Raw genomic sequence first — 23,450 nt, 5'->3', positions numbered from 1 at the left:
TAGATCATGATTGGAATTTATGTATCGTTTTCTCCAACAATCTACTAATGAGCATTCCATTTTAGAGTTAGGATAGCGGATGAGTTAAAACTTTCATATGTTTTAGTTACTTATTTGATTTTCAATCACTTCCCTTATATTTAATTTTATAAAATTAAACTGATAAAATTCTATAATATTCTAACAATTTTCACACATAATATCAATATTTGTTGAAATTTTCAATAGCTACCTCAAGTGCCTCAAGTGAAAATTTAACTTTTTACTTGAACTTAAAATAACATAGGTATTCAAAGCATTTTATCAAGGCATTTTATATTTAAACTAGAAATTATAAATAACTTGCATAATAATGTAATGGATGCCATCCATTTATATAGGAACATCATTCTTATAATTCACACAATATCACACCAATCATTATTTTAGTTAGCATTCAAATCACTATTTCAAATATATAAAATGTTAAAATAAGATTGCTATTATGATGGAGAAAACAATATGTTAAAAGCATTTCGTTATTTAAAGCCCTATTGGATCTCGGTAGTAGCTGTCATTGTATTGGTATTTGCCCAAGTACAAGCACAGCTTGCTTTACCAGACCATATGTCAAAGATTATTACCTACGGTATTCAGTATGGCGGAATTACAGAGTCTATCCCTTCTGCGATGTCTGAGGAGACTTACAACCACCTACAAGTCTTTATGGATGAAGAAAGTAAAACAATCCTAGAAGATAACTATGTTCAAGTTTCTCAGGGTGACACTTCTTATACTAAGAAATATCCTCTAGTAGAAAAAGAAGATATCTATGTTTTAAAGGATCATCCTGATAGTTCCCTTGAAGATACGATTAAAAAGCCTTTACTAATGACATCATTATTAGAAAATGAAGAGATTCTCAAAAGCTTCAAGCTAGATAGTTCTTCACAGTTGTATCAAGCACTAGCACTACAGCCACAATTGAAGGAACAGATAGTAAATCAGTTTGATGCGATGTTATCGAAATATACCGATGCGAATCTAACTGCAGCACAAATATTAGCGGTCAAGAAAGTTTATCAAGACCTACAGATGGATACAGCAGCCATTCAGAACCGCTATATCATGCAGGAAGGGTTCTGGATGCTTGCGATATCATTACTCGCTACAATTTCAGCGATTGGTTCTGCATACCTTTCTTCACGCACTGCTACCGCAGCCAGTCGTGATTTACGTCGTGATGTATTTGCGAAAGTCGAGACCTTCTCTTCTGCTGAATTCTCACGTTTTTCAACCGCATCTTTGATCACGCGTACAACTAATGACGTTCAACAGGTACAAACAATTCTAACAATGTTTTTAAGAATTGTATTATTTGCACCATTCATGGGATTTACTTCCCTATTTAAAGTCATTCACTACTCTTCTCTTGTTTCCTTGCTTGCATGGAGTGTTGCAGGTTTGATTACACTCATGATTGCCATCTTCTCCTTCACAATGCCAAAATTTAAGAAGTCACAGGAGCTTGTAGACCAATTAAATCGTGTATCTCGTGAACAACTTGAAGGTATGTTAGTCATTCGTGCATTTGATAATGAGAAGTATGAAGAACAACGTTTCAAAAAAGTGAATGATAATATTACAAAACTGAATCTATTCCTAAATCGAATAATGGGATTACCAATGCCAATTATGACCTTTGCGTTAAGTGCATTATCTGTCGGAATTATCTGGATTGGCACAAACCAAGTAGACGCAGGAACAATGCAAATCGGTGATATGATGGCATTCCTTCAATACGCAACTGAAATTTTAATGTCATTTATGATCATTGCAATGATCTTTATCATGGTTCCGCGTTCTTCCGTTTCCGCAAACCGTATCTTTGAAATTCTCGAAACAGAACCTACAATCCATGACCCAGTTGAGCCTAAACACTTACCAAAAGAAAACGCACCAATCACCTTCGACCACGTTTCATTCAAATACGCCAACGCAGAAGAAAATGTGTTGGAAGACATTCACTTTACCGCTAACCCAGAAGAGACCGTTGCCTTTATCGGATCGACTGGTTCTGGTAAAACTACACTGGTAAACTTATTACCTCGTTTCTTTGATATAACTGAAGGTACGATTCGCTTTGGAGATATCGATATTCGCGATGTATCACAGAAGGAATTACGTGATCGTATTGGGTATGTTCCTCAAAAAGGTATTCTCTTTAGTGGAACAATCGCATCAAATCTTCGCTACGCAGATGAAAGTTTAAGTGATGAAAAGATGGAAGAAGCACTATCCGTTTCGCAAGCGAAGGAATTCGTAGACCGCATGCCAAATGGAGTGAATGAACCAATTGCCCAAGGTGGCACAAACGTATCTGGTGGTCAAAAACAACGTCTCTCCATCGCTAGAGCACTTGCGAAAGATGCACAGGTATATATTTTCGACGATACCTTTAGTGCATTAGACTATGCGACGGATGCGAAACTGCGCGCTGCCCTTGCAGAACTCATCACCAAGAAACACGCAACGGTATTTATTGTTGCACAACGTATTAGTTCCATCATGCATGCAGATAAGATTATTGTTTTAGATCAAGGTAAGATGGCTGGTATTGGAACACACGAAGAGTTATTAAAGAGCTGTGAAGTATACCAAGAAATCGCACACTCACAGTTAAGTAGAGAGGAGTTGGGAGAATGAGTCAAAAACATGGAATGATGAGTGCTTCCAACGAGAAAGCAAAAAACTTATCGAAAACACTATCTACTTTATTGAAATATCTAAAGCCATTCCGCATCGCAATTGTGTTCGTCATTATCTTTGCGGTTGGCTCAACCATCTTCACAATTATCGGTCCTAAAATTTTAGGTAATGCGACCACAAAGCTAGTCCAAGGATTAATTGCCAAATACAGTGGGACAGGTTCCATCGATATCGATGGTATTAAACACACATTACTTTTACTACTTTGTATATACGTACTCTCTGGCATTCTTTCTTACATTCAAGCATGGATAATGTCAGGCGTTACACAGAAGGTAACCTATCGTTTAAGAGAAGAAATCTCTTTGAAGATCAATCGTTTGCCATTAAACTACTACGATAAACAAACACATGGTGAAGTATTATCTCGTATTACAAATGATGTTGACACGATGTCACAGTCATTAACACAATCGATACAGATGATCTTTACTTCGTTGATTACCATCATCGGTATCCTATACATGATGATTACCATTTCATGGCAGATGACGTTAATGGCATTGGTTATTGTGCCGCTTTCTGCTGTTGCGGCAATGTCTGTTGTCAAAAATGGACAGAAGTACTTCATCCAACAACAGAAGACACTTGGTGAAGTCAACGGTCATATTGAAGAGATGTATGGTGGTCATATCGTCATGAAAGCCTTCAATGGAGAAGAGCGTTCCATCAGTACATTTAACAAGATGAACGAAGAGCTCTATACATCTGCTTGGAAGTCACAATTTATTAGTGGATTAATGCAGCCGATTACAAGTTTAATTGGAAATATTGGTTATGTTGGATGTTGTGTACTCGGTGGATATTTATCCCTTCATAACGGCTTAGCAATCGGTGATATTCAAGCCTTCATCCAATATGTACGTAGTTTTAATCAACCAATTACACAGACTGCCCAGATTATGAATGTACTACAATCTACTGCAGCTGCCGCTGAACGTGTATTTGAATTCCTAGAAGAGCCTGAACAAACTCCTGATAAAGAGAATTCCGTCAATATCATGGATAAAAACGGAAACAGCACCCTTAAGGGTCAAGTTACATTCGAGAATGTTGTCTTTGGATATACACCTGAAAAGACAATCATCCATAACTTCAGCGCATATATTAAACAAGGTGCACAGGTAGCGATTGTTGGACCAACAGGTGCTGGTAAGACAACAATCGTCAAACTACTGATGCGCTTCTACGAAACAAATAGCGGTGATATCTTCATTGATGGTATTAACACAAAGGATATTGCACGTGGTCAGTTACGTAATAGCTTCGGTATGGTATTACAAGATGCTTGGTTATTCTCTGGCACAATTATGGACAATATCCGCTACGGCAAGTTAAACGCAACCGACGAAGAAGTCATGCATGCGGCAGACCAAGCCTATGTTGACCACTTCATTCGTACACTTGAAAATGGATATCAAACAGTTATCAATGAAGAATCCACAAACATCTCACAAGGCCAAAAACAGTTACTAACAATTGCACGCGCCTTCTTGAGTGATCCTAAGATTTTAATTCTAGATGAAGCGACTTCATCCGTGGATACACGTACAGAAATCTTAATTCAAAAAGGTATGGAAAACCTGATGAAAGGTAAGACATCCTTCATCATCGCACACCGCTTATCCACAATTAAAAACGCAGATATGATCTTAGTCATGGATCATGGCGATATTGTGGAAATCGGTACCCATGATGAACTACTTGCTAAGAACGGGTTCTACGCAAATCTCTACAATTCACAATTTAGTGAAGAAGCGGAATAAAGGGCGTTGAGCCCTTTTTTCATATCTGCTAAGATAAACATACGAGGTATGTATGACACTATTAGATGAAAAACGCTTAGAAATTAATGATATTGATACTCAATTGGTTCAATTATTTGAACAGCGTATGCATGCTGTAGAAAGTATTATCCAATACAAGCTAGCTAACCAACTTCCAATTCTAGACACAGGCCGCGAGGAACAAAATATCCTGCGCACAAAAGCACTGTTACAGGATGCTTGTCTTTCTGATTATTTTGAATCTTGGTATCGCTATACCATGCAAGTTTCAAAAGACTATCAGAAAGAAATCAAAGAGAAACACAATCAGAAATAATTTATATTACATGCATGCACAAAAAAGCTACGTCGATTGACATAGCTTATTTTTTCTCTTCTAGAAGCTTATACAGTACTTTATACAAATCAAGTGCTTCACTCTGGTTAAGACATACACAAGAACGAACCTTTGCAGGAATATCTGCACATTGTTTCTTCATGTTCTTGCCTTCTTTTGTTAACTTGATCATTACGACACGCTCATCTAACTTGGAACGAGTTCTTGTTAACCAATTCTTATCTTCCATCTTCTTTAGTAATGGTGTGATTGTTCCACTATCTAAATATAATCTTTCGCACAGCTCACCCACGGAGATATCATCCTTCTCCCATAATACTAAGAATACAATATACTGTGTATATGTCATCTCAAGCGGTTTTAGGATAGGAGTATACGCTGCTGTAATCTTTCTAGCAGCCGCATAGAGTGGAAAACATAATTGATTTTCTAATTTAAGTGCGTCTATTTTCTGTCCTGCCATGTTAATCACCTATTGTTTCTTTCTCTTTAACTCATCAACGTACGCTACTGCAGATAATGCCGCAACATTTCCTTGACCAGCCGCCTTGATATATTGATACGGCTGTCCTGTAATATCACCTGCCGCAAATAAGCCTGGTAAGTTTGTCTTCATCTGTAAATCAACCTTGACTGCATTTCCTGCAATTTCAAGTCCTGGCACAAGCGAGCCTGGGAATTGTGTTGGTCGTAAGATAAATACACAATCTACTATGTATTCACCTTGATCTGTTCTCAGCGTATTTGCCTTCATCATACCTGTAATCTCAACGGGCTTTTCGTGATGAATTTCAATGTTCTTACTATTTAACTGTGGTTCATCCTTATATTGTGGGAAGTAATATACCTTTTCACATACTTCACCAAGGAAATCAGCTTCTGCTTCTTCTTCCTGACTACCTGCTACAACCGCAACTACCTTTCCTTTATATAAAGGTGCATCGCAAGTTGCACAGTAACTAACTCCACGACCCAAGAAGTTTTCCTCACCAGCGTATGGCTTACCAGCCACAACACCGATTGCTAGGATAACAGATGTCGCCTCAACCATTTCACTGTTATTTAACTGTAATGCGAAGTATTCACCCATCGCATAAACATTTGAAACCTTCTCTTCTGTAATCGAGATTCCAAGTTCATCCAACTGCTGTTGGAATACATTAGCCATCTCTACACCTGTCTTTGATGGTAAACCTAAGTAGTTTAAAATTGGATGTTTTACCACCTGCATCTTTTGGCTCAAGTCCTTTGATCCAAATAAGATAATATTTTTATTACGCACCTTTGCGGTAATGGCTGCCTCTAGTCCTGCTGGGCCAGTACCGATAATTGCTATATCATAACGTGTCATCATAACGCTCCTTAATCGTGTTATATTGTATGAAATATAATTAAATTTTTCAAGGAATATACACACCGCCTGCATGTATGCATGTTATATCGCCAATTCCATATTCAAAAAGCTATCAAATTACAGTATTTCTCTCTATCTCATGCCCTTCATTCTGTGTTAAAATTAAACGCACTATGAGGTGATGTTATGCAATTAGTAATACCTAAAGACTATGATCCTGTTCTTGATGTTAGACAGACACAGGAAGCCATCAAATATATCCGTGATACTTTCCAAAAGGAGTTTGGAAGAGAGATGCATTTATCTAGAATCTCCGCTCCATTATTCGTTCCAAAGAGTACTGGTTTGAATGATAACCTGAATGGTATAGAGCGCCCTGTATCATTCGATATTGCAGAGATGCCAAACGAAACAATCGAAGTTGTACAATCCCTTGCCAAGTGGAAACGTTTCGCACTGAAGAAATATAATTTTGCAGTTCATGATGGATTGTATACAAATATGAATGCGATTCGTCGTGATGAAGAGCTTGATAACTTACATTCTGTTTACGTTGACCAATGGGACTGGGAAAAAGTCATCACGAAAGAAGAACGTACAGAAGCGATGCTAGAGGAAACAGTACGTACGATCTTTAAAGTCATCAAACACATGGAACATGAAATCTGGTATAAATACCCACACGCAGTGTGCCATCTAGCAAATGATGTATTCTTCATCGATTCCCAAGAATTAGAAGACATGTACCCAGACCTTTCGCCAAAAGAATGTGAAGATGCAATCACAAAAGAAAAGAAATGCGTCTTCATCAAACGAATTGGTCACGCTCTGAAGCGTAGTGGAAAACCACATGATGGACGTGCACCTGACTATGATGACTGGAATCTCAATGGAGATTTGTTCTTCTGGTTACCATCCCTAGAGCGTGCATTAGAAATCTCCAGCATGGGTATTCGTGTCGATGAAAACTCCATCGTAGAACAATGCCGTATCCGCAATGCGGAAGAACGCCTCCATTACCCATATCACCAAATGATTCAAAAATGTGAACTTCCATATACCATTGGTGGTGGTATTGGACAATCTAGATTGTGCATGTTACTGCTGAATAAGGCTCACGTTGGCGAAGTACAAGCTTCCATCTGGCCACAAGATATGGCCGATGAATGCGAAGCACATCAAATACATTTACTCTAATATACTCCAAACGGAGTATATTTTTTTGCATACTATATTGCATTACAGAATAGTATGTGTTATATTCTACTTGCAAGGAGGAAAAACAATGGATGCACAATTTAAAAAAGGTGTTTTAGAATTATGCGTTCTTTCAAGGTTAGTAAAAGATGATAAGTATGGATACGAACTGACTGAAGATATTTCCCAAGAAATGTCCGTAACTGCCGGAACATTATATTTAATACTAAAAAGACTAAAAGATAATGGTTATCTTGAAACCTATCTTGTCGAGTCATCTGGCGGCCCAGCTCGAAAATACTATCATTTAACAGAAGAAGGAAAACTTTATCAACAACAACAGAAAGAAGAATGGATTACGTTCGTTCAAAAGGTGGAAAAATTGATATGACAAAAAATGAATACTTAGCAGCTTTGAATCAAGCTCTCGCAAATTACTCTCCAAGTTTTAAGAAAGACATTCTTGACGCCTTCGAAGCACACTTTCAAGAAGGAATCAGCGAAGGAAGAAGCGAAGAAGAAATCATGAATGATCTCGGAACAATTGATGATGTACTAGAAAACATTCATATGATGGGCGGTGAAAAAGAAACCGTTCATAAAGAACAGAAGAGCAAAGACTACCAAGATCTAAAAGAAGGATTATCTACAGCCTTCCATGCGTTTACACGCATCGCAGATGAAGCACTCGGGCATGCGAAAAACTTCACGGCTAATATGGACCGTAAGAAGAATACAGCACACTACTATACAGAGCCACAGACTCAAACACTCCCAAGCTCTATCGCTCACTTAGTGATTCATAGTGAAACATTAATGTCATCCCTAGATATCACTCTAGAAAAAGGAAATGAACTCTGCTATGAATTTACGCAGTCACAAAGTATCTTCAGAAATCCTACAGCTGATGGCATTCGTTGTGAGGTAAGTGATAATACCGCTACGATTCTTGTGACTGGCAGTGGTGACTTAACTGTACAAATTCCATCCGGTATTTCAACAATCACAATGGAAGCACCTGCTGGTGATGTGGATGTCAATGATATCAAACTTGATGAATTTAACTGCCATAACACATCTGGAGATGTCTCTCTTAGCCGTGTTGAAATGAAGCGCGCAGACTTTACGATGCTGGCGGGTGACTTAGATATTTCTGATTCAAACTTTGATGAAATCGGCATGAAGCTATCTGCTGGTGATGTGGACTTAACAAATACAACAGGTAATCTATATGCCAATATCGCAGCCGGTGATATCGATATTCAAAAGCACGCCGCAAACGTCATTCAACTCTCTGCTGCTGCAGGTGATATCGATATGGAAGTATCCTCTCCTATCATTGAAGTAAAAACAACTGCAGGTGATATTGATTTAAATGTTCGTGGAGAAATCCAGAATATCCAAGTTACATCTACTGCCGGTGATATCGATATGACAACAGAAACAAAAGACTACCGCGCAAGTCTCTCCACAAACTTCGGAGATATTGATTTTGACGATGATTTACCATATCAAAAGCTCCGTCATAAAAACTATATTGTCGGTGATGGAAAAGGTGAGATTCTCATCAAAACAAATGCCGGCGACATCGACTTTCACTAACAGCCTAATCTAGGCTGTTTTTATACTTGTTGATTTATACACAAATAGAGCAAGGGAACTCTTAAAGAGCACTTTAAAATTGTTACAATTGATTAGGTATATAATAGTCCATTCGTGCATAACACTAACAGTTCTTATCAGTTGGACTAAGACGAACGTTATTGCTGAAGCTTTAGTATAAGGTACCTATGAAGTAAAAGAAACAACAGGCTTCACCATCACAAATACAGAGCAATCAAAGAATACTAGTACACCAAAGACAGGTGATAATACAAACATCTATCCCCACGTTGGAATGATGTTCGTTGACATTATCGCTAGTGGATATATTTTCTCAAAGAGACTAATCATATAGATAGTAAAAAACTATGCACTATATCCCAAACGGAATGAAATAGTACATAGCTTTTTGATTTTAATATTTTAATAGCTCTCGAACTTTATCAGCTATCTTTTCTACTTTTGGCCCATAAATAACTTGTATATGTCCATCAGTCGGCTTAATAATACCGATACTTCCAGTTGATTTTAATACGTTATCATCAACCTTCGACATATCTTTTACGTCAACTCTCAAACGCGACATGCAATTATTTACAACTAAAATATTTTCAACCCCACCAAGTCCACTAATAATAGTTCTTGCCGTATTAAATAATTCATTATCTGGAATTGTTTGCTCGTTTACTTTACTATCGTCATCTACACTTACATCAATAGAAATATTCTTTTTCTTCAGATAAGAATAGAATACAAAATAGTAGATAGCTGCATAACAAATACCAACAACAATTACCCAATACCAATTTGATCCAGGTTGGAATACACCCCAAATAAAGAAATCAATTAAACCACCACCAGTGTTACCAATTACAACGCCTAATAGCGACATCAACATAAAGGATAATCCACCCATAATCGAATGGAACAAAAACAGTTGTGGTGCAATAAACATAAATGAGAATTCAAGAGGTTCTGTAATTCCTGAAATTGCACTAGCTGCCACTCCAGCAATCATTAATGCCTTAACTTTTCCTTTTTTCTCTTGTGGAGTTGTCTTATAAATTGCATAGGCAGCAGCTGGTAGGCCAAACATCATATATGGCATTTTCCCTTGTCCTAAAAATTTTGTGAACTGTGCCAAATCAGAAATTTGAACTTTATCTATGAATTGAAGGAAAATGTTCAAACATCCTTCAACACCTTCGTAAACACCACCAAGTGCTGTCGTTCTAAATAGTCCATTAAGCACATGATGAAGTCCAGTAGGAATTAGTAGTCTTTCTAGTAAGCCATAGATGAATACTCCAAATGACCCAGAACTAGCGATTAAACCACCCAATGCATTTATACCACTTGATACTGGTGCCCAAATAAATGGCATTACCAAGCCCAATAGACCCGAGCACAAAATAACAACCAATGCTACGAATCGCTTTCCGCCATAGAAAGCAATTGCAGCAGGGAATTCTACCTTATGATATTTATTATGTAGATGTGCTGTTAGTAGACCAATGATAATTCCAGCGATTGCTCCCATATCTAGAGTCTGTACACCTAGAATTGTGGATATCTTCATCGCACTAAAATCAATGACTTCAGTTGCAATAACTAATGAGCTACCCACCAAGAAGGCATAATATCCAATAAAACCAGCAAAGGCAGCAATTTCTTTATCTTCCTTCGCTAATCCCAAAGATATTGATATAGCAAATAAAACTGGGATTAGCGTGAATACTACAGCTGATAGTTTATTTAGTGCTAAAATAACAAATTTAACTACCGCAAAGCCAAGAAATGGAACTGCAGCAACTACTTGTGCTTTTAATAAAGCAGATGTCAAGCCTAATACTATACCGCATGCGGCTAATGCAGCAATTGGCATCATCAAACTTCTTCCCAGATTTGAAAAGAATTGAATTATCTTATCCTTCATTATTATTTCCCCCTCATCGTTTTAATGTAAATCTGGCCACATATCCTTATTTGCAATAATCAATGCATCTAATATTTCTCTTGCCTTCTTAGCATCATTAATTAATCTATTTAATGTTAATGCCTGAAGCGCCTTTTGATATGACTTCTCATAATACGCGTCGATTAGTAATTTCTCAGACGATACTTGCTGAGCTAATAGACCATAATAGAATTGAGGAATATTACCAACTGCCATTGGTCTAGGGCCATTAATTCCTAATTCGCATACGACTTCTACCATTGCATCATCTTGAAGATTATTGATTGCACCATTATTCTCCACAATGACAATAAAACGAGTATTCTTGTTAAATGCAATTGCTTCTGCAACTTTAATCATCATTTCTGCATGTGCATCAGAAATACTATGGAAGCCTTCACCTAATTTTCCATTTGCAATAACTTCTCTACATTCCTTGAAAACACGCGTTTCTCTTCCTGCAATTACTTCATCAGCGCGAGTATACTCATGATCCAAATGATTGTATTTATATTCAGGATATAAATAATATCCATCATATGTATTTGGGAGATAGTCTGGGAAATCATTCATGATATCTTGCACAAATCCATATGTTTCTAGCCATGATGGATCTCTCTGCTCTGCATCTTGTGGTAAAAAACCCTTCTCAGCTACGATTTGTCGAATTTTTGGCAATAAGTCCTCACCTGTATGTTTGTCATAAACATGTGTAAACCATCCATAATGATTCAGTCCAAAATATACTGGATCCAAATCTTCCCATGAGCATCCTAACAATCTACTGACAGAACGAATAACATTCTCAGGCTGATCACAAATATTTAAAATTCTCTTATCATTTGGGAATTCTCTTCTTAATGCTTCAGCAACGATTGCAGCTGGATTTGAATAATTTAATATCCATGCATTAGGTGAATATTGTCTAATCTGACGAACAGCAATAATCATATCAATCGTAGAACGTAATCCATAAGCCATTCCACCTGCACCACATGTTTCTTGTCCAATCTTACCTAGTTTAAAGGGAATATGTTCATCCTCTCTTCTCATCTGCAATCCGCCTGAGCGCATCTGCATGAATACAAAATCCATATTCTCATAAGCTGTTTTTGGATCTGTAGTATAAGAAAATTCCAGTTCTTTGAATCGCTCTCCAAACAAAATTTTTCCAAATTCTCCAATTACCTCTTGTCGTTCTGCATTATTATCAAACAAAACTAATTTCGCAATTGGAAATTCCTCCTTAAGACGTACAAACGATTTTAAAAAACCTGGTGTATATGTACTTCCACCACCCACAATGCACACATTATATTTCTTCATAATTTCTCCTTCTTTCTTACATTCATGTATGTATAGTTAAAGGATAGTCAAATAAACTAACACTGTAAATAATTCCAAGTTATATAGATTATAATTCCATATTTAGAAAAAATTCCAAATTATGGAATTTTTTTCTCTATATTTTATATCATCTTATATAATATACAGTATAGAGGAAAATTATATGATTGATTTCAATTTGTCAGAGCACATTCTTTCTTCACTCAACCAAAAGGAATTAGATTTACTAAAATTTATTTATTTAAACTCATCTGCTATTGCACGCCAAACCATCCAACAATTTTCAAATAGCGTGCATATATCTTCAAGCTCAATTCTACGTTTTTGCAAAAAGATAGGGTTTTCTGGGTTCTCAGAATTAAAATATAATATCCGCACCAAGTCCACTAACTCATCCAGTTGTAGAGAGAAGGCTACATCATTAGAAAATATTACAAAGAATATTCTAACCGACATAGAAGGATCCTTAAGTTTTACAACTTCAGATGATATTCACAGTATTATTTCTCTCTTAGATTCTAACCGAGATTTATACCTATATTACCCTAGCGGTATTACGGATACCGTTTTGGATTATCTCGAGCGACAGTTACTTCTTTGCGGGCGCCATAATGTTTTCCAAGTTCATTCGTCAAAAACCGCCAACCACCTTTTTCCAATAGTAAAAAAAGATACCATATTTATTTTTATCAGTGCATCAGGCACTTCTATGAAAACTGCACAACTTGCAAAAAACGCTTCTACACACGGCCTTACGTGTATATCAATCTCACCTTTTTCGCAAAACGATCTATCGAATAGTTGTCAATATAATATTCGCTTTTTTACATCACCAAAAGACAATAATGGGGCAGAATATACATCGAGATTTGTTATATTCTTTGTGATCGATATTTTATTGAACTTATATCGCGAGAAGTTAGGAAGGAAATAAACTTATGTTAGAAACAGCTAATATTTCGGCACTCTCAGCAACAGAAATTCAAGCATATAAATTTATTCTTGATAACATTTCTTTAATACCTAACATGGGAATATCCAAACTTGCAAAGAGAGCTTTCTGTTCAAATGCTTGTATTATCAGATTACTAAAAAAACTAGGATATGCATCCTATAACGATTTTAAATATTCTATTAAACAAAGTTTATATACAAATACTACTCAAGAAATATACAACACCCATCATGCAAAAGATAAAATTAAAGCCATCTTTGATTCACTAGATAATTCAAAAATTTTGAAAATTTGTGAATTTATAAAAAAATCAAATGCCATATATATTTACGGTCGAAACATGTCATCTGTTCCCGCTAAATACATGCATGAAGTGTTGATGTCCCTCGACTATCCGTCAATACTTCTTGAGTGGAAAGATGTCCTCCTACCACTTTCAAATAACTCTACAGAAAACGATTTAATTATTCTGTTTACAGAACATATGCATAAGGCTTATTTCCCAGTTATTAACAATTTCAGTAAAAATAAATCAAAAATTGTTTGGATTAGTAATAGTAGATTAAACTCTTCAATAGCCAATAATATTTCAATTTACATTCACGCAAACGAGATAGACACCGATGTAACGCAACATTCTTCAAAACTTGTTTCGCTATTAATTGCTCAATTGATACTCGATCAAATCAGTTAATAGTAATCATTTCGTTTGTATTATGCATAATTCACAAATTATTAGTTAATCTATTTTCTTCATATGCATAAAAAAACTGGAATTTCTTCCAGTTATAGAATTTCGATAAATTTCTTTGTTTCTTCTTCTTTCTTTTGTTCTGTTGGTAACTCAATCTTTAAGATACCATTATCGAAAGATGCGTGAATATCTGTATCCTTAATTGCATCACCTACATAGAATGTACGGGATGTATTACCGCTGAATCTTTCTTGACGTAATACTTTACCCTTCTCATCCTTTTCTTCTTCTGTAGATGAACGAGAAGCACTGATTGTTAGATTACCATTGAATAAACTAATAGATACTTCATCCTTCTTATATCCAGGAACCTCTACTTCCAAGATGTACTTTCCATCTTTCTCACGAACATCTGTCTTTAAAATATTATTTCCTGTGAATACTGGAGCTCTAAATACATCATCAAACATATCATTAAATAAATCATTCTTTCTTGTTGTCATATATTTCATATCATATACCTCCTAAGGTCTTTCACCTTACACATACTAATATACTCATATTTTTAGCACTGTCAATACATAAGTGCTAAAAATTTTGATTATTTTTCTGATATTATAATTAGAATATATAAAAATCCTATATTTAAAGGCTTTTTATCATTATCACAAGTATTTAATAATTGCTAATTAATTTCCGTATTTATATAGGATAAAGGATTCATTATCGGATTGTAAGTGGATATATTTTCCTTCTATCGTATAGTGATAGACTTTCTTTTCATCATTCATTGTCATCTCAAGTTGATTACCGTAGTTCTTCCAGCGAAAGGCAGTCTTTGTAAGATCATCATAATAAACACCTGAATAATCTGGATTAAACTGGATCGTAATATCATCTTCATAATCAGGGAACCAAACCCCTACAAAGTCATATTTTCTTGTCTCTTGATAAAAGAAGTTCAGAAAAAATAACAATACTAGTATCGGTATTCCATTCTTTAATATCTTTGCTATCAAGTTCTTCTGCTTCTTTGATAATTTCATTGTATTTCTCCATATGTAATCATATACCTTTCACAAAATAATACAAAACAACATATAGAAAACGGCAGATTTTTCTGCCGCTTACTCTGTATATAAATCTCGTAGTCTTTGTAATGCAAATTTATCAAGATTGTATTCTTTTTCAAAGTATTCATCATAGCTTGCATACTTCTCTTTAATACGCTTGAGCGAATAATCTGCGTTGGTATATGTTACTCCCTCATACGCCAGTAACATACCCGCAAGCTCCCCATCTATTCTTGTAAGTGGGAAAACCGTCTTGAAGTGATCGATATATTCCTTGCGGTATTCATTTGTTAACATGTAGTCATACATCGCTGTTTCTTCGTCCACACCAAGTGCTAGTAGAATTAAGATTGCCGCAATTCCTGTACGATCTTTTCCAGCGGAACAATGGAATAAGATTGGTACATTGCCTGCTACAATATCTTCAAATATTCTCTTATATGCATAAGAGAATGGTAAGTTACCATACACCTTATGCGTAAATTCATCATTGCTTTCTTTGGAATAAACATTTTCTGCGATGAGTGTAGCTGGAGAAAAGTTTACTTCCGTTCCATCCGCACGTGCTGCAGCAGATGAATGAATGTATTCGGCTCCTTTTAATTCTGGATCCGGTGCATCTTTAACTTCTTCCTTTGAACGTAAATCATAAATTTTCTTGATGTGCAGAGAATTTAAGATTTCTAATTCTTCTTTATCAAAGTCCATTAAACGGCTGCTACGAAAAAAATATCCTTTCTTAACATGTTTACCATCCTGTGTCTGATAACTACCTAGATCGCGTAAGTTTCTTTTCTTTTCAATGCCGAGAATATCACTCATTTCTTTACCCCCAAAATCTTTTCTGCAGTTTCAATCTGTTCTTTTGTAGGTTGTGGCGTATCCATTAGAGGATAACTGATTCCCATCTTCTCGTATTTCGGAATACCTAATACATGATATGGTAACACTTCCACTCTCTCAACGGAATCTAACGTGTCGATAAATTCTCTCAGCTTCTGTAAATCTTCTTTGTTTGCGGTAATTCCAGGAACTAGAACATGTCTAATCCACATTGGAATATGACGATCTGAAAGATACTTTGCACATTCTAAGATATTTTCGTTCGATACACCTGTTAGATATCGATGCACTTTATCATCAATCTCTTTTAAGTCAAAGAGTACTAAATCTGTTACTTTCATCAATCGTTCAAACTTGGAGAAAAACGGCTCCTCGTATGTAAATGGATTGCCCGCTGTATCTAAAGTGCAGTGAATACCTTGTTTATGTGCTAATTCAAACAGTTCAATCATGAAATCCATTTGTAATAGAGCTTCTCCACCAGATACAGTGATTCCACCACCATTGACCCAGTAATTCTTATAGCGTAGCGCCTTCTGTAATACTTCTTCTGCGGTATAGAGTTCTCCTCCAGCCATCTCCCAAGTATCTGGATTGTGGCAATATTTGCAACGCATATTACAGCCTTTTAAAAATATGATAAATCGTACTCCGGGTCCATCAACTGCCCCAAAGGTTTCAAATGAATGTATGCGTCCCTTCATGTTCTCACCCCTTTATATCTTTTTGATAAAAATGACTCTGTAGATAACAGAGTCATTTTACCAAACTATAGTCCTGTTTTGCACAAGAACAATTACATATGATCGTGGAATGTTCTTGCGATAACGTCTAACTGTTGTTCTCTTGTTAGAGAGATAAACTTAACTGCATATCCGGAAACACGGATTGTGAAGTTAGCGTATTCTGGCTTCTCTGGATGTTCCATCGCATCAACGAGCTTCTCCTTGCCGAAGACGTTAACGTTGAGGTGGTGAGCACCTTGGTCAAAGTAACCATCTAATACATTTACAAGATTGTTAGATCTTTCAACATCACTATGACCTAATGCATTAGGATCCATTGTCTGTGTATTAGAAATACCATCTAATGCCCAGTGATATGGAAGCTTCGTTAATGAGTTAAGTGATGCAAGTAATCCATTCTGTTCTGCACCATAAGATGGGTTAGCACCTGGAGCTAATGGTGTCCAAGCACGGCGGCCATCTGGCATATTACCTGTGTACTTACCATAAACAACATTTGATGTAATTGTCAAAATTGAAGTTGTAGCTTCAGAGTTACGGTATGTGTGATGCTTCTTAATCATTGTGATGAATGTCTTTAATAACCATACACCAATTTCGTCTGCACGGTCATCATCATTACCATACTTTGGGAAGTCTCCCTCAATCTCATAATCAACAACCAATCCATTTTCATCACGAATTGTCTTAACCTTTGCGTACTTGATTGCGGATAGGGAGTCAATAACGTGACTGAATCCTGCAATACCTGTAGCGAATGTTCTTCTAACGTCTGTATCAATTAAAGCCATTTCAGCTGCTTCGTAGTAATACTTATCATGCATATATTGGATGAGGTTCAAGATGTTTACATATAAACCTGCTAACCAATCCAACATCTGTAAATACTTCGCCTCTACTTCAGCGTAGTCTAAGTATTCAGATGTAATTGGACGATATGCTGGCCCAACCTGCTTTAAACTCTTTTCATCTACACCACCATTGATAGCGTATAGAAGTGTCTTTGCGAGGTTTGCACGAGCACCGAAGAACTGCATTTCCTTACCTGTCTGTGTAGCAGATACGCAGCAGCAGATGCTGTAATCATCTCCCCATTCAGGGCGCATTACATCGTCATTTTCATACTGAATAGAACTTGTTGTGACAGAAATCTTAGCTGCATACTTACGGAAGTTTTCTGGCAAACGGGATGAGTACAATACTGTTAAGTTAGGTTCTGGTGAAGGTCCCATATTTTCTAATGTATGTAAGAAACGGAAGTCGTTCTTTGTTACCATAGAGCGACCATCCATACCCATACCTGCAACCTCTAGTGTTGCCCATACTGGGTCGCCAGAGAATAATTCATTATATGCAGGAATACGAGCAAACTTAACCATACGGAACTTCATAACGATATGATCAATTAATTCCTGTGCTTCACTTTCTGTTAATGTGCCTGCTTCTAAGTCTCTTTCGATATAAATATCTAAGAATGTAGAAATACGTCCAACAGACATCGCAGCACCATTTTGTGTCTTGATAGCTGCTAAGTAACCGAAGTATAACCACTGAACTGCTTCCTTAGCATTGGATGCTGGACCAGAAATATCATATCCGTATACAGCTGCCATCTTCTTCATGCCTTCTAATGCACGAATCTGTTCAGCTAGTTCTTCTCTTTGACGGATGACATCATCAACCATTGTGCCATTGCCACAGTTTAACTTATCTTCTTCTTTCCATGCGATCAATTGGTCAATACCATATAAAGCCACACGACGGTAGTCACCAACGATACGTCCACGTCCATATGTATCTGGTAAACCAGTGATAACATGGCTACTTCTAGCAGCCTTCATCTCTGGTGTATACGCATCAAATACAGCCTGGTTATGTGTCTTGTGATACTCTGTAAAGATCTTATGTAATTCTGGATTTGGTGTATAGCCATATGTAGATAAAGCTTCTTCTGCCATACGGATACCGCCATAAGGCATAAACGCTCTCTTTAAAGGCTTATCTGTCTGAAGACCTACAACCTTTTCCAAATCCTTTAAGGATTCATCAATATAGCCTGGGCCATATGCAGTTAAGCCTGATACTACATCAGCCTCTTCGTCTAGAACACCACCCTTTTCACGTTCAGCCTTCTGCAATTCCTGTAATTTGCTCCAAAGCTTGTTAGTCGCATCTGTTGCGTCAGCCAAGAAACTCTCATCACCATCATAAGGTTTGTAGTTTGCTTGGATGAAGTCACGAACATTGCATTCTTCCTTCCAGTTTCTTCCTTGGAAGACTTGCCATTTTTCATTATCTAGCATTTTTTTCTCCTCCGTCTACCTAACATTTTTTATTGTAAATGAAAGCGGTTTATACGTCCAATGATATTATCAGATTTTTTTTACTTGTGAATTTTACCCTATTTTGTTTGAAATTCCAACAATGTTAGTTAATAATCTTGATAACATGCAAGCACGTGCAACACTCTCATTTTCAGAAGTTAGTTTTATTAAACTAACCGAATTATACGCCCATGTAATACTCATTGCAAGAACTAAGTTAACAAATTAACAAAGGGCAGATATTCACATCTACCCCTTGCATGAACTGTAATGCTTGATTGAACAAAGACATTGTCTGAAAAGCTACATTGAACAATATGATTATCTACCATTCATGCATATTGGCTAATTCTCTATTCGCCAACCTTTTGCGTCTTTACGAGATTTGATAAACCCGGCATAGATTCCGCCATTCTGAATTAAATCCGCATGTTTTCCTTCTTCTTGTAAAGAACCATCATCAATGACAAGTATATGATCTACACTTTCTACTGTACTGATACGATGTGCAATCGAAATCACTGTCTTCCCTTTACATAGCGCATCAATCGCAGCTAGAATTTCTGCCTCATTTTCTGGGTCTACACTTGATGTGGCTTCATCCAGCAGAATGATAGGTGCATCCTTCAATAATGCTCGAGCGATACTGATGCGTTGTTTTTCACCACCACTGAGATTTGCACCACCTTCGCCAATGACAGTTTCATATCCCTGTGGAAGTTTTGATATAAACTCAGCACAGCGCGCTTTCTGACACACATCATAGATTTCTTGATCTGTCGCTTCTGGTTTTGCGAAACGGATGTTATTCATAATCGTATCATTAAATAAATACACATCTTGGAATACGACAGACATCTGTTTAAATAATGTCTCTACTGTATACTCGCGAATATCCTTTCCAGCTAGATATATCGCACCCTTATCTGCATCCCAGAATCGAGAGAGAAGATTGACAATTGTCGTCTTACCGCATCCACTAGGTCCTACGATTGCGACCTTTTCATTTTGTTTGATTTTAAAACTGAGATCTTTTATCACAGGCGTATCTTTACGATATCCAAACCATACATGGTCAAAGTGAATATCTAAAGGTCCATTGATTGTAGTTTGATTCCCCTCTGCTAATTGAGGGATTTGGAATACATCATCCAAGTACTTTTGTTGACCAGGAATCTTTGCATATAGGAAGGCTGTATCGCTTAGTGGCGCAAGTCCCAAGAATATTAAGTAGGAACCCACTAACATCGTCATACAATTCGCAAAGGTAATCTGTTCATGCATGTATAAATGAACTGTAAGAATAATCAAAATAACACTTGCTGCATTCACAATAAAACTATAAACCTTAGCACGCCATGAAAATTCTACTTCACAATGGATATCTACCTTCTTTTTCTCTGCATAAAGGTCTTTTGCCTTCTCTTGAATCATATTCTTAACAGGACTATCCTCGTTAATCGGATATGTCCGTAGAACTGACATACCACGAATCATATCGATTACCGCAAAATTCATCTCTTGTTCAACTTTGTGTTGTAGCGGAACATTTCTCATTGCGATTTTATAAAGCTTCCCTAAGGTAAACGATAGTACCACTAACACTGGAATCATGAATAATCCTAACGACACATTCATCTTTGACATCGTAATTGTTAATAAGATTGAAATTCCAAATCCGGCAATCACACCGGTAACTAACATCATCGTATAGTTTTCAAGTGCGTTTATCGATGTTGTCATAGCACCTTGAATATTACCTAGTTTTGCGTCATCGAAATATCCTAATGGTGCTTTCTTCAACTCATCTCCCACCTGCAGGCGGAAATTTCTAAACATGACATAGCCTTCAGCTGAAACAAGGATATCTTCCAAGTAACGGAATACAAAGTGGAATAAGATACCACCTATCATGATCATTACACAATTCCATATTACAGTAGCTGTTAATGCATGTATGTTTAAGAATGCAATATACAAAGCACCAAAGATAAACATAAAACTGAAATTCTTAAAGAATGCAAAGAATAAGCCAAAGATAAATTTCACTTTATCTTTTCCAACTAATTCAAATAATCTACGAAAGTAGTTCATTCGGCCACCTCCTTGCCACTGTAACTCTGCCATAGTTTCTGATATACAGAAGAATTTTGTATTAATTCTTGATGTGTGCCGATGTTATCAATCTTGCCACGGTCTAATACCATAATTTGATCGGCACCAACAATTGTATTCAACCGATGTGCCACAACAATCAATGTCTTATCTTTCATTAATCGACTCAGCGCTTCCTGAATCTTCGCTTCATTTTCAACATCCGCATATGCGGTAGCTTCATCGAGGATGATACACTTCGCATCTGCTAGCATCGCTCTTGCAAGCGTAATGCGTTGTCTTTCACCACCTGAAAGAAACTTACCACAATCACCCGCATTTGTATTTAAGCCATTTGGTAATCGCTCAATCAGTTCTAGACAGTTGGCAGCTTGTAAGGCTCTTTGAATTTCTTCATCCGTTGCGTCTGCTTTTGCAACCTTTAGATTCTCACGGATGCTTGTGTCAAATAAGAAATTGTCTTGTGCAACATATGCAACATGCTTCATGAGTTGTGCTGTAGGTATATTTTTAACATCTTGGTCGCCAAAGGAAATTGTTCCAGCATCTACATCAAAGAATCCAGCCATTAACTTCGCAATTGTGGACTTACCACTTCCACTTTCTCCAACAATCGCAAATACAGAGTTTGGTTTTACTTCAAAGTTGATATCATGTAATACTTCAATTCCTTTTTCATAAGAGAAGGATACATTCTCAAATTGATAACATTTATCTGATAGCGTTACATCTTTACTAGGTCTTACAAGCTCTGGCATTGTAAGTACTTTGCGAATCATACGGAAGCCTGTTTCAATCGAAGAATATATTTCCATACTCATCATTAATTGGAATGCATTTGGAATAATCGATAACGGTAGGATTAAGCCTAGCATTAACTGCCACATATTGATGATTTGATGTGAATACAAATATAAGCCAACCGGTAATGTTCCAAGGATTGGCGAATTTACAAACGCAAATAGTAAAGCCATCGCAATCCAACTCTGTCTCCACCAGTCTAATGTAGAGGAGAAGTAGTAGTTTACTGATTCTGTAAACTTTTGATAACTACGTCTACTCTGTCCAAATGTTTTAATAACATGAATCCCATTTACATATTCAATGATTCTAGCATTTAAATCCTGATTGGAATTTAACCAAGTATACATACGCTCTTCACTCTTGTAATACATCAGCATAAATCCAAGAATGATAAATGGAACACTCACAAAACATGCTAAACCCAAGCGATAATCCACAACAAACAACAAGATGGTTGCTAGGATTGGGTGTAATAAGCGAGAGGGAAACTCTGGCATGACATGTGCAATCCAATCTTCCAAAGAACTAACACGATCGACGATTAGCGCTTTATAATATCCGATTGGTGTTGATGTAACATACCCAAGTGGAACCCGTTCTAATTTCTCACTTAGTTTATTTCGGATGCTTCTAAGAATCTCGAATGAAATTCGATGACTCTTCATGCTAGATAAACATGTTAGTGTACATTGTAATGCAAGTGCCAGCAGTGTTAATCCTCCATATAAGTAAATCTTTTGTAAATCAATATGATTTGTAATAACAGCATTTGCGACATATGCCGCAAAGAAATACGATGTGAACTTTAAGCTTTCACCAAAACATGCAAGTATAATCGATAAACGCATTTTGCCTTGTAGCTGTGGGGCGAAGGAGAATAACCATTTTTTAACCATGCTTGGATTAATGGCATCTTTTTTCTTCGTTTCTATAGACCGCTTAACATCTTCTTTTATTTTCTCTTCGATTTCCATTTAGTCCTCTTTCAAATGTCCCTTTAATATTGAATAACCGATGTATACGCCAATCACGGATAAAATGAATGCAATGATTGTCGCAAGAATGCCCATGGTACCTTGTGTTGCTTTTACCATCTCTAACATTTGATCTGGCTTTTGTCCTCTTGCGATCCATTCATTCATATATTGCTCTGCAAAGAAACATGCAGGAATGATACCACCTAAAGCATTGCCTACATGAATAAGACCTGACGCAATTGCAACCTTTAGTACACTTGGTTTATTAGACGTTGATGCGATAACATCTGCTAATATTGCACCAACCATTGATGCAATAAACCAAGGCAGATAGCCAGCTCCCATCAGTGCGAATACGCCCATAATGATGAGCTCCATTAGTGTAAACTGCCACATCTTACCAATCTTACGACTAATAAATATTAAGATTGCACCAGATAACAAACCACAAACACCTGGACTAATCGCATGCCCAAATGGGCCCATAAGCGAAATTAACATCATCGCCACAAAATATACAATGATGTATAAAGCTGTTAGTAAAGCAAGTAATACAAAATCTTTCATTTTCAAACGCATTGTTTATCCCT

Annotated in this window: 20 protein-coding genes; 8 read left to right on the top strand and 12 right to left on the bottom strand. The window is 36.7% G+C overall.

The features are described 5' to 3' along the window. Nucleotides 1-501: 501 nt before the first annotated feature. The 3 genes from RGT18_RS12685 to RGT18_RS12675 are packed head-to-tail and all read left to right on the top strand — an operon-like array spanning nt 502 to nt 4,851. The gene (locus RGT18_RS12685; RefSeq protein ID WP_028077363.1) at nt 502-2,685 is read left to right on the top strand and encodes an ABC transporter ATP-binding protein; all 2,184 of its coding nucleotides are present in this window, start codon (nt 502-504) and stop codon (nt 2,683-2,685) included. Further along, nucleotides 2,682-4,514, top strand: a complete 1,833-nt coding sequence (locus tag RGT18_RS12680) for an ABC transporter ATP-binding protein (RefSeq protein WP_051240876.1) — start codon at nt 2,682-2,684, stop codon at nt 4,512-4,514. Before RGT18_RS12685 ends, RGT18_RS12680 begins: the two co-directional genes overlap by 4 nt. Before the next feature lie 52 nt (nt 4,515-4,566). Beyond that, entirely contained in the window at nt 4,567-4,851 is a 285-nt protein-coding gene (locus tag RGT18_RS12675; protein WP_006524963.1) for a chorismate mutase, read from the top strand. 46 nt (nt 4,852-4,897) lie between these two features. Here the strand turns inward: RGT18_RS12675 and RGT18_RS12670 are convergent, their stop codons facing one another. Both RGT18_RS12670 and RGT18_RS12665 read right to left on the bottom strand, forming a co-directional pair. Continuing rightward, entirely contained in the window at nt 4,898-5,335 is a 438-nt protein-coding gene (locus RGT18_RS12670) for a MarR family winged helix-turn-helix transcriptional regulator (RefSeq protein ID WP_037403326.1), read from the bottom strand. A gap of 9 nt (nt 5,336-5,344) precedes the next feature. After that, nucleotides 5,345-6,223 (bottom strand): NAD(P)/FAD-dependent oxidoreductase, encoded by an 879-nt coding sequence (locus RGT18_RS12665; protein WP_245580891.1) that lies wholly within the window; start codon nt 6,221-6,223, stop codon nt 5,345-5,347. Between the two features lie 189 nt (nt 6,224-6,412). Between RGT18_RS12665 and asnA the strand changes: the two genes are divergently transcribed. The 3 genes from asnA to RGT18_RS12650 all read left to right on the top strand — a co-directional run bounded on the left by asnA (nt 6,413) and on the right by RGT18_RS12650 (nt 9,025). Then, the gene (gene asnA / locus RGT18_RS12660) at nt 6,413-7,423 is read left to right on the top strand and encodes an aspartate--ammonia ligase (protein ID WP_028077367.1); all 1,011 of its coding nucleotides are present in this window, start codon (nt 6,413-6,415) and stop codon (nt 7,421-7,423) included. A gap of 88 nt (nt 7,424-7,511) precedes the next feature. After that, nucleotides 7,512-7,814, top strand: a complete 303-nt coding sequence (locus RGT18_RS12655) for a PadR family transcriptional regulator (protein ID WP_028077368.1) — start codon at nt 7,512-7,514, stop codon at nt 7,812-7,814. After that, nucleotides 7,811-9,025, top strand: coding sequence for a DUF4097 family beta strand repeat-containing protein (locus RGT18_RS12650; protein ID WP_162141206.1), 1,215 nt, complete (start codon nt 7,811-7,813; stop codon nt 9,023-9,025). The genes RGT18_RS12655 and RGT18_RS12650 overlap by 4 nt, the downstream gene beginning before the upstream one ends. A 415-nt stretch (nt 9,026-9,440) precedes the next feature. Here the strand turns inward: RGT18_RS12650 and RGT18_RS12645 are convergent, their stop codons facing one another. After that, nucleotides 9,441-10,961, bottom strand: a complete 1,521-nt coding sequence (locus RGT18_RS12645; protein WP_118764180.1) for a PTS transporter subunit EIIC — start codon at nt 10,959-10,961, stop codon at nt 9,441-9,443. A 21-nt stretch (nt 10,962-10,982) separates the two neighbouring features. Next, nucleotides 10,983-12,308 (bottom strand): 6-phospho-alpha-glucosidase, encoded by a 1,326-nt coding sequence (locus RGT18_RS12640; protein WP_028077371.1) that lies wholly within the window; start codon nt 12,306-12,308, stop codon nt 10,983-10,985. Between the two features lie 184 nt (nt 12,309-12,492). On the opposite strand from RGT18_RS12640, the gene RGT18_RS12635 reads away from it, so the two are divergent. Together RGT18_RS12635 and RGT18_RS12630 are read left to right on the top strand one after the other, a co-directional pair. Then, entirely contained in the window at nt 12,493-13,263 is a 771-nt protein-coding gene (locus RGT18_RS12635) for a MurR/RpiR family transcriptional regulator (protein ID WP_028077372.1), read from the top strand. A gap of 4 nt (nt 13,264-13,267) precedes the next feature. Further along, nucleotides 13,268-13,978, top strand: coding sequence for a MurR/RpiR family transcriptional regulator (locus RGT18_RS12630; protein WP_028077373.1), 711 nt, complete (start codon nt 13,268-13,270; stop codon nt 13,976-13,978). Between the two features lie 92 nt (nt 13,979-14,070). Here the strand turns inward: RGT18_RS12630 and RGT18_RS12625 are convergent, their stop codons facing one another. The 8 genes from RGT18_RS12625 to RGT18_RS12590 form a co-directional block, all read right to left on the bottom strand. Then, a complete protein-coding gene (locus RGT18_RS12625; protein WP_006524952.1) occupies nt 14,071-14,490 on the bottom strand; it encodes an Hsp20/alpha crystallin family protein in 420 nt (139 codons plus the stop codon). Between the two features lie 177 nt (nt 14,491-14,667). Further along, complete coding sequence (locus RGT18_RS12620) at nt 14,668-15,024, bottom strand: hypothetical protein (protein ID WP_028077374.1); 357 nt, start codon at nt 15,022-15,024, stop codon at nt 14,668-14,670. A gap of 81 nt (nt 15,025-15,105) precedes the next feature. Continuing rightward, nucleotides 15,106-15,873: a tyrosine-protein phosphatase gene (locus RGT18_RS12615; RefSeq protein ID WP_028077375.1), complete on the bottom strand. Its 768-nt coding sequence runs from the start codon at nt 15,871-15,873 to the stop codon at nt 15,106-15,108. Next, nucleotides 15,870-16,598, bottom strand: coding sequence for a pyruvate formate-lyase-activating protein (gene pflA, locus RGT18_RS12610; RefSeq protein ID WP_028077376.1), 729 nt, complete (start codon nt 16,596-16,598; stop codon nt 15,870-15,872). The genes RGT18_RS12615 and pflA overlap by 4 nt, the downstream gene beginning before the upstream one ends. Before the next feature lie 92 nt (nt 16,599-16,690). Next, complete coding sequence (gene pflB / locus RGT18_RS12605) at nt 16,691-18,943, bottom strand: formate C-acetyltransferase (protein ID WP_028077377.1); 2,253 nt, start codon at nt 18,941-18,943, stop codon at nt 16,691-16,693. A gap of 366 nt (nt 18,944-19,309) precedes the next feature. Continuing rightward, a complete protein-coding gene (locus RGT18_RS12600) occupies nt 19,310-21,058 on the bottom strand; it encodes an ABC transporter ATP-binding protein (RefSeq protein ID WP_028077378.1) in 1,749 nt (582 codons plus the stop codon). Then, nucleotides 21,055-22,857, bottom strand: coding sequence for an ABC transporter ATP-binding protein (locus tag RGT18_RS12595; protein WP_051240877.1), 1,803 nt, complete (start codon nt 22,855-22,857; stop codon nt 21,055-21,057). The genes RGT18_RS12600 and RGT18_RS12595 overlap by 4 nt, the downstream gene beginning before the upstream one ends. Continuing rightward, nucleotides 22,858-23,439, bottom strand: a complete 582-nt coding sequence (locus tag RGT18_RS12590) for an MptD family putative ECF transporter S component (RefSeq protein ID WP_028077380.1) — start codon at nt 23,437-23,439, stop codon at nt 22,858-22,860. Nucleotides 23,440-23,450: the final 11 nt, after the last annotated feature.

The organism is Solobacterium moorei (assembly GCF_036323475.1).
Classification (GTDB): Bacteria; Bacillota_I; Bacilli_A; order Erysipelotrichales; family Erysipelotrichaceae; genus Bulleidia; species Bulleidia moorei.
This window is presented reverse-complemented; position numbering and strand designations above follow the sequence as displayed.

Excerpts from the sequence above, each read along its gene's own strand:
- RGT18_RS12670 (WP_037403326.1), bottom strand. The coding sequence starts at position 5,335 with ATGGCAGGACAGAAAATAGACGCACTTAAATTAGAAAATCAATTATGT.
- RGT18_RS12665 (WP_245580891.1), bottom strand. The coding sequence starts at position 6,223 with ATGACACGTTATGATATAGCAATTATCGGTACTGGCCCAGCAGGACTA.
- RGT18_RS12680 (WP_051240876.1), top strand. The coding sequence starts at position 2,682 with ATGAGTCAAAAACATGGAATGATGAGTGCTTCCAACGAGAAAGCAAAA.
- pflA (WP_028077376.1), bottom strand. The coding sequence starts at position 16,598 with ATGAAGGGACGCATACATTCATTTGAAACCTTTGGGGCAGTTGATGGA.
- RGT18_RS12645 (WP_118764180.1), bottom strand. The coding sequence starts at position 10,961 with ATGAAGGATAAGATAATTCAATTCTTTTCAAATCTGGGAAGAAGTTTG.
- RGT18_RS12615 (WP_028077375.1), bottom strand. The coding sequence starts at position 15,873 with ATGAGTGATATTCTCGGCATTGAAAAGAAAAGAAACTTACGCGATCTA.
- RGT18_RS12595 (WP_051240877.1), bottom strand. The coding sequence starts at position 22,857 with ATGGAAATCGAAGAGAAAATAAAAGAAGATGTTAAGCGGTCTATAGAA.
- RGT18_RS12600 (WP_028077378.1), bottom strand. The coding sequence starts at position 21,058 with ATGAACTACTTTCGTAGATTATTTGAATTAGTTGGAAAAGATAAAGTG.
- RGT18_RS12675 (WP_006524963.1), top strand. The coding sequence starts at position 4,567 with ATGACACTATTAGATGAAAAACGCTTAGAAATTAATGATATTGATACT.
- RGT18_RS12655 (WP_028077368.1), top strand. The coding sequence starts at position 7,512 with ATGGATGCACAATTTAAAAAAGGTGTTTTAGAATTATGCGTTCTTTCA.
- asnA (WP_028077367.1), top strand. The coding sequence starts at position 6,413 with ATGCAATTAGTAATACCTAAAGACTATGATCCTGTTCTTGATGTTAGA.
- RGT18_RS12620 (WP_028077374.1), bottom strand. The coding sequence starts at position 15,024 with ATGAAATTATCAAAGAAGCAGAAGAACTTGATAGCAAAGATATTAAAG.
- pflB (WP_028077377.1), bottom strand. The coding sequence starts at position 18,943 with ATGCTAGATAATGAAAAATGGCAAGTCTTCCAAGGAAGAAACTGGAAG.
- RGT18_RS12650 (WP_162141206.1), top strand. The coding sequence starts at position 7,811 with ATGACAAAAAATGAATACTTAGCAGCTTTGAATCAAGCTCTCGCAAAT.
- RGT18_RS12635 (WP_028077372.1), top strand. The coding sequence starts at position 12,493 with ATGATTGATTTCAATTTGTCAGAGCACATTCTTTCTTCACTCAACCAA.
- RGT18_RS12630 (WP_028077373.1), top strand. The coding sequence starts at position 13,268 with ATGTTAGAAACAGCTAATATTTCGGCACTCTCAGCAACAGAAATTCAA.
- RGT18_RS12685 (WP_028077363.1), top strand. The coding sequence starts at position 502 with ATGTTAAAAGCATTTCGTTATTTAAAGCCCTATTGGATCTCGGTAGTA.
- RGT18_RS12640 (WP_028077371.1), bottom strand. The coding sequence starts at position 12,308 with ATGAAGAAATATAATGTGTGCATTGTGGGTGGTGGAAGTACATATACA.
- RGT18_RS12590 (WP_028077380.1), bottom strand. The coding sequence starts at position 23,439 with ATGCGTTTGAAAATGAAAGATTTTGTATTACTTGCTTTACTAACAGCT.
- RGT18_RS12625 (WP_006524952.1), bottom strand. The coding sequence starts at position 14,490 with ATGAAATATATGACAACAAGAAAGAATGATTTATTTAATGATATGTTT.